Genomic DNA, 6000 nt, shown 5'->3' with positions numbered 1-6000 from the left:
CCTAAGCGAATTCTCATTGTTCTTAAGTGAATAAGCGATTCCAAATCCATTTTAAAAATTGGTTGTAGCTGGGGTAGAATTCGTGCGGCCTTTTTTAGGTAGAAGGGTAATGAACTACTCCTGGTTTTCTGTCTGATTGATCTGATGTTAGATTCTTTGCAAGTGTACTGAAAATAAGGTCATCTCTGTCCGTAACGCCCAGACACTTAAGCCAATCAGAGGCAAAAATGCCTCTGATCCGGCCCCCGCGCGGCCTTCCAGCCGAAATACCACCGCTGCCGCATATGCCGCGCACCACAGCCGGCTAATGCAATTTGCCGCTCATGATGTAGCTGTGCAGCGCCCGGAAGACGCCGGCGCGGCTGAAAGCGCCCAGGATGACCAGCACGACCGGGCCGATCAGGATGCCGAGCATGCCGAACAGCTGGAGCCCGGCGAACACGCCGATCAGCATGGAGAGCGGGTCTACCCCGATACTGCTGGCCAGTACCTTCGGCTCCAGCACCTGCCGGGTGATAAGGATAATACCATAGAGCACCAGCAGGCCGACAGCGAGCGCGAGATTACCGGTCATATAGGAGTAGAGCGCCCAGGGAAGCATGATGATGCCAACTCCCAGATAAGGGACTGTATCAATAAGGCCGATAGTAAGCCCGATTACAAAGGCAGAATTGACACCAAGCAGCAGGAGTCCGATGATGACAATGAATGCGGTGACGGATATAAGCACTGCCTGGGCCCGTAAATAGCCAACCAGCGCTTTGCGCAGATCATTCCAGATGTTAGTCACCGGGCGGAGCAGGGGGGCGGGCAGCAGTCCGGTCAGCCTGGCGTTATGGCGCTCCCAGCCGGTACTGAGGAAAAAGGCGGCCAGCACAATGACTATCAGAATCGTTCCAAGGCTCGGCAGCGCCGACACCAGCTTCAGAATCATATTGAAAAATCCGGTTATCAGATCCGTAACAAACTGGCCGACGGTTTCCGTGGTCCGGTTAATATTGCTGTCAATCGTATCGTGGTAACCGGGGTTATCGTGGTAAAACTGGTTGATCTGGTTAATAATATTCTGAATGCTGGCATTGCGGCTGAGTGAGAGCAGCAGCTCACGCCATTCATCCGTATGGAGGTCGAAGGTCTGGAGCAGCACGATAAGCTCTTTGACAAGACGGGTAATCAGTGCTGTCAATACCAGTGCCGTCCCCCCTATATAAAAGAGCAGAGACAGCACCACTGCCAGCCAGCCAGGCAGCTTAAAGCCCTTGAGAATCAGCACCAGCGGATGAATGAGATAGGCCAGCAGCCAGGCGAGCAGCAGCGGATAGAGCAAAGGCAGCAGTATATATACGGCCAGCAGCAGGCCTGCTCCGGCTAATACGACCCATAGGCCGCGCAGCACCCTTTTGACAAGCAGCGAGTCCATTGTCCATTTCCTCCCGTCAGGCTGATTTCCGGCTGAATAACAGCTCGTCTAATGTATATTCAGCTGACAGATTTGCAGACTATGAATTGCGGTGAAATGAGACAGAACCCTGAAAACAGGGCATTACATATAAACTGAAAGCGCAATCATGAAACAATGAAGCGGAATGTTTTTTTCTATCCCTCCGATAAAATCATTTGATGCCGAACAAAGCTTCCACGTTGTTCACATAACCGTCAAAATCCGGTATGATAATTAAAGCTTCTGTTTCGAAAGTTAGTTGCAATCCCCGGAAGGGGTATTACCGCCTGTTTTTTCATGATTTTTATCCTTCAAATTGTAAATGTTTTCATGATGTCAGGAACGGCTTGTACACCCTCGTTGGCAAAGGAGAGATATACTATGACAGCTACTAAAGGCCTGGAAGGCATCGTCGCCACGACTTCCTCAATCAGCTCGATTGTGGATGGCGTACTCACTTACCGCGGATATGATATTGATGATCTGGCGGTAAACGCGACATTTGAAGAGACTGCTTATTTGCTGTGGTTCGGCAATCTGCCGACAACTCCGGAGCTGCAGGCTCTGCAGCGTGACCTCAGCGCCTTTGCGCAGGTTCCGGATGAGGTCATAGCCCAGATGAAGCTTTATCCCAAGGAAACGAACACGATGGCCGCGCTGCGTACCGCCGTATCCAGCCTTGCGCTGTACGATGAAGCCGCCGATGATATGAGCCGTGAAGCCAATGAGATAAAAGCAGTGAAGCTGCAGGCGCAGATCCCTACACTTGTAGCAGCGCTGGCGCGCATCCGCAAGGGCCTCGAGCCGGTAGCTCCCAAAGAAGGCGTTACGATCGCCGAGAATTTCCTGTATATGCTCTGGGGCAAACAGCCTGATATTGTGTCCGTCAAAGCACTGGATGCGGCGCTTGTGCTGCATGCCGACCATGAGCTGAATGCGTCCACTTTTGCCAGCCGGGTGACTGTAGCTACACTTTCCGATATTTATTCCGGTGTAACCTCGGCCATCGGCGCGTTGAAAGGCCCGCTGCACGGCGGTGCGAATGAAGCGGTCATGAAGATGCTGGAGGAAATCGGCAGTCTGGATGCTGTGGAGCCGTATATCAACGGCAAGCTTGAGCGGCGTGAGAAGATTATGGGCTTCGGACACCGCGTTTACAAGAACGGGGATCCGCGCGCCAAGCACCTGATGAAGATGTCCCAGGAGCTTGGAACGATGAAGAATGATACTACACTCTATGATATGTCCGTGAAGATTGAAGAGCTGATCACCGGGCGAAAAGGTCTGAAGCCGAACGTTGACTTCTACTCTGCCTCTGTGTATACGCAGCTGGGCATTGAGCGCGAGCTGTTCACCCCGATCTTTGCGATCAGCCGCACTTCAGGCTGGACTGCACATATCCTGGAGCAGTACGAGGACAACCGCATCATCCGTCCGCGTGCGGAATATACGGGAATGCTTGAACAGAAATATGTGCCGGTAGACGAGAGATAAGAAGGGGACTTGCAGGCTGCAGCGCCCCTTAGTAGAATTAGAGCTAGCACTTTGCTGTACCGGTGAACCCGGCAGACGTTTTCTGAAGCGCCCTGTCTCTTGACGGGCGAAGGTTTTATGGAAGGCGTCTGCCGCTACTATACTTTTTTAGGAGGAATCCCCACACATGTTGAAACTGGAGAAATATGATCTGCCGACTGAAGGCGAACAAATTACGATTGAAGATGGCAAGCTGGTGGTTCCTGCTAATCCGATTATTCCGTTTATCGAAGGCGACGGCACAGGACGCGATATCTGGAAAGCTTCCAAACGGGTGCTGGATGCTGCTGTTGAGAAAGCGTACGGCGGGGAGAAAAAGCTTGCCTGGTACGAAGTATTTGCCGGCGAGAAAGCCTTCAATACATATGGTGAATGGCTGCCGAATGATACGCTGGAAGCAATCCGTGAGTATATCGTAGCGATCAAGGGACCGCTGACAACGCCAATCGGTGGCGGTATCCGTTCCCTGAACGTGGCGCTGCGCCAGGAGCTGGACCTGTATGTGTGTCTGCGTCCTGTACGTTATTTTGACGGTGTGCCTTCACCGGTGAAGCATCCGGAGCTTGTGGATATGGTTATTTTCCGTGAGAACACAGAGGATATTTATGCCGGTATCGAGTATAAAGAAGGCTCTGAAGAAGTGAAGAAAGTGATCGAATTCCTTCAAAAGGAAATGGGCGTCAACAAAATCCGCTTCCCGGAAACGTCCGGTATCGGTATCAAGCCGGTATCCTCAGAAGGTTCGAAGCGTCTGGTGCGCTCTGCAGTTGAATATGCAATCAAACACGGACGCAAGAGCGTTACCCTGGTGCATAAGGGCAACATCATGAAATTTACAGAAGGCGCATTTAAGAACTGGGGATACGAGGTGGCTGAGCAGGAGTTCGGTGACAAGGTATTCACCTGGAATCAGTACGATCTGATTAAAGAGAAGGACGGCGAAGCAGCGGCGAATGCAGCCCAGAATGATGCGATCGCTGCCGGCAAAATCATTATCAAGGACGCTATAGCAGACATCGCGCTGCAGCAGGTACTGACACGCCCGACAGACTTCGACGTTATCGCTACACTGAATCTGAACGGGGACTACCTGTCTGATGCCCTGGCTGCACAGATCGGCGGTATCGGCATCGCACCGGGAGCCAACATTAACTATGTGACCGGACATGCGATCTTTGAAGCGACTCACGGCACGGCGCCTAAGTACGCTGACAAGGACGTTGTAAATCCGGGTTCCGTTATCCTTTCCGGGGTTATGCTGCTTGAGCATCTCGGCTGGCAGGAAGCCGCGGATCTGATCTACAATGGCATGAGCACCGCGATCAATAACAAGACGGTAACTTATGACTTTGCCCGTCAAATGGAAGGCGCAACAGAGCTGAAATGCTCCGCCTTTGCTGACGAAATTATCAAAAACCTCTAAGCTGTAAGATGAAATACTCGGGCCGGAGGAAGCTTCATGCTTCCGAGGCCCGTTTTGTGCGAGAAGGGCTATAAATAAAAATTAATATAAAATTCAGGAGGTCTACCATTGGCTATCAAACGTTATAAAATCACAGTCGTGGGCGCCGGATTTACTGGTGCGACTACGGCGTTAATGCTTGCCCAGAAGGAGCTCGGCAATGTCGTCCTGCTGGATATCCCGCAGCTGGAGAACCCGACCAAAGGGAAGGCGCTGGACATGCTGGAAGCGGGTCCGGTCCAGAAATTTGACAGCCAGATCACCGGAACCTCCGATTTCGAGGATGCGGCCGATTCGGATATCGTCATTATAACCGCCGGTATTGCCCGCAAGCCGGGAATGAGCCGCGATGATCTGGTGAATACCAATGCTTCGATTGTGAAGTCCGTATGCGAGAACATCAAGCGTGTTGCTCCTGAGTCCATTGTCATTATCCTTAGCAATCCGGTTGATGCGATGACCTATGTAGCTTATAACGCCCTGGAATTCCCTAAAAACCGTGTGATCGGACAATCCGGGGTACTGGATACTGCCCGCTATTGCACCTTTATCGCCCAGGAGCTTAACGTTTCTGTAGAGGATGTGCGCGGCTTCGTCCTCGGCGGACACGGAGACGATATGGTTCCGCTTGTACGTTATTCCAGTGTAGGCGGCATTCCGGTGGACAAGCTGATTCCGGAGGAGCGCATTGCCGAGATCGTGCAGCGTACCCGTGTAGGCGGAGGAGAGATCGTCAGCCTGCTCGGCAACGGCAGCGCTTACTATGCTCCGGCAGCTTCCCTGGTGCAGATGACTGAAGCGATCCTCAAGGATAAGAAACGGATTATTCCGGTTATTGCCCTGCTTGAAGGTGAATACGGCTATAACAGCCTGTTCATGGGAGTACCTGTGCTGCTGGGCGCAAACGGCATTGAGAAGATCTATGAGCTGGAGCTTACAGCAGAAGAGCAGGCGGCACTGGACAAGTCGGCAGATTCCGTACGGGCCGTAACATCCGCAGTAAATGTCTGATCCTGTGCCTGAGAATGGGCTTTCTTTTCTTATACGGCAGAGTAAGTTATAATTAAAGTGTAACTTATATCACAGCAACTTTCAGAGGAGGTAAAGGATGGACCGTTTTCTGTATTTCTTACATATGATCGGGACCCTGGCGCTTGGCTTCTATCTGGTGCTGCCGTTTATTCTGAGCGGGGCACAGAAGCTCTCGGCTCCGGCCAAAGAAGGCACGCTCAGCGCAATTACCGGCTTCAACCGTTTCGCCCAGTACGGGCTGGTCATTCAGCTGCTGACAGGCGGTTACATGATGAGCCAGGACGATTACTCGGTGGCCTGGATGGTTGTAGTGGTTCTACTGCTTTTGGCCATGTTTGCGCTCGGAGGTATCATGGGTAAGCCGTTGCGTCTGGCGGCTGCCGGAATCCGCGAGAACCGTGATGTATCATCCTACACAGCCAAGCTGCGGACGTTGAGCCTGCTGCTCATGGTTGTGCTGATTGCCATGATCTTCTTCATGGTTTACAGACGGATTATTTAACAGATGAACCGGGATTGCCCCGGCGGCTGC

Annotated in this window: 5 protein-coding genes; 4 read left to right on the top strand and 1 reads right to left on the bottom strand. The window is 52.1% G+C overall.

The genetic code is table 11. The annotated features are described in order from the left end of the window. Nucleotides 1-304: 304 nt before the first annotated feature. Nucleotides 305-1420 carry a sporulation integral membrane protein YtvI gene (gene ytvI / locus M2108_RS29735; RefSeq protein WP_277473038.1) on the bottom strand — a complete coding sequence of 372 codons (1116 nt, stop codon included), beginning with the start codon at nucleotides 1418-1420 and terminating at the stop codon, nucleotides 305-307. Nucleotides 1421-1822: 402 nt separating this feature from the next. Between ytvI and citZ the strand changes: the two genes are divergently transcribed. The 4 genes from citZ to M2108_RS29715 all read left to right on the top strand — a co-directional run bounded on the left by citZ (nucleotide 1823) and on the right by M2108_RS29715 (nucleotide 5970). Continuing rightward, a complete protein-coding gene (gene citZ / locus M2108_RS29730; protein ID WP_277473039.1) occupies nucleotides 1823-2935 on the top strand; it encodes a citrate synthase in 1113 nt (370 codons plus the stop codon). A gap of 166 nt (nucleotides 2936-3101) precedes the next feature. Continuing rightward, nucleotides 3102-4397, top strand: coding sequence for an NADP-dependent isocitrate dehydrogenase (gene icd, locus M2108_RS29725; protein WP_277473040.1), 1296 nt, complete (start codon nucleotides 3102-3104; stop codon nucleotides 4395-4397). A gap of 108 nt (nucleotides 4398-4505) precedes the next feature. Further along, nucleotides 4506-5447 (top strand): malate dehydrogenase, encoded by a 942-nt coding sequence (mdh, locus tag M2108_RS29720; RefSeq protein ID WP_277473041.1) that lies wholly within the window; start codon nucleotides 4506-4508, stop codon nucleotides 5445-5447. Nucleotides 5448-5544: 97 nt separating this feature from the next. Beyond that, a complete protein-coding gene (locus M2108_RS29715) occupies nucleotides 5545-5970 on the top strand; it encodes a hypothetical protein (protein ID WP_068729675.1) in 426 nt (141 codons plus the stop codon). The last annotated feature ends 30 nt before the right edge of the window (nucleotides 5971-6000 follow it).

It is taken from the genome of Paenibacillus sp. PastM-3, assembly GCF_029893965.1.
Lineage (GTDB): Bacteria > Bacillota > Bacilli > Paenibacillales > Paenibacillaceae > Paenibacillus_AQ.
This window is presented reverse-complemented; position numbering and strand designations above follow the sequence as displayed.

Coding starts and splice junctions, on each gene's coding strand:
- ytvI (WP_277473038.1), bottom strand. CDS start 1,420: ATGGACTCGCTGCTTGTCAAAAGGGTGCTGCGCGGCCTATGGGTCGTA.
- citZ (WP_277473039.1), top strand. CDS start 1,823: ATGACAGCTACTAAAGGCCTGGAAGGCATCGTCGCCACGACTTCCTCA.
- icd (WP_277473040.1), top strand. CDS start 3,102: ATGTTGAAACTGGAGAAATATGATCTGCCGACTGAAGGCGAACAAATT.
- M2108_RS29715 (WP_068729675.1), top strand. CDS start 5,545: ATGGACCGTTTTCTGTATTTCTTACATATGATCGGGACCCTGGCGCTT.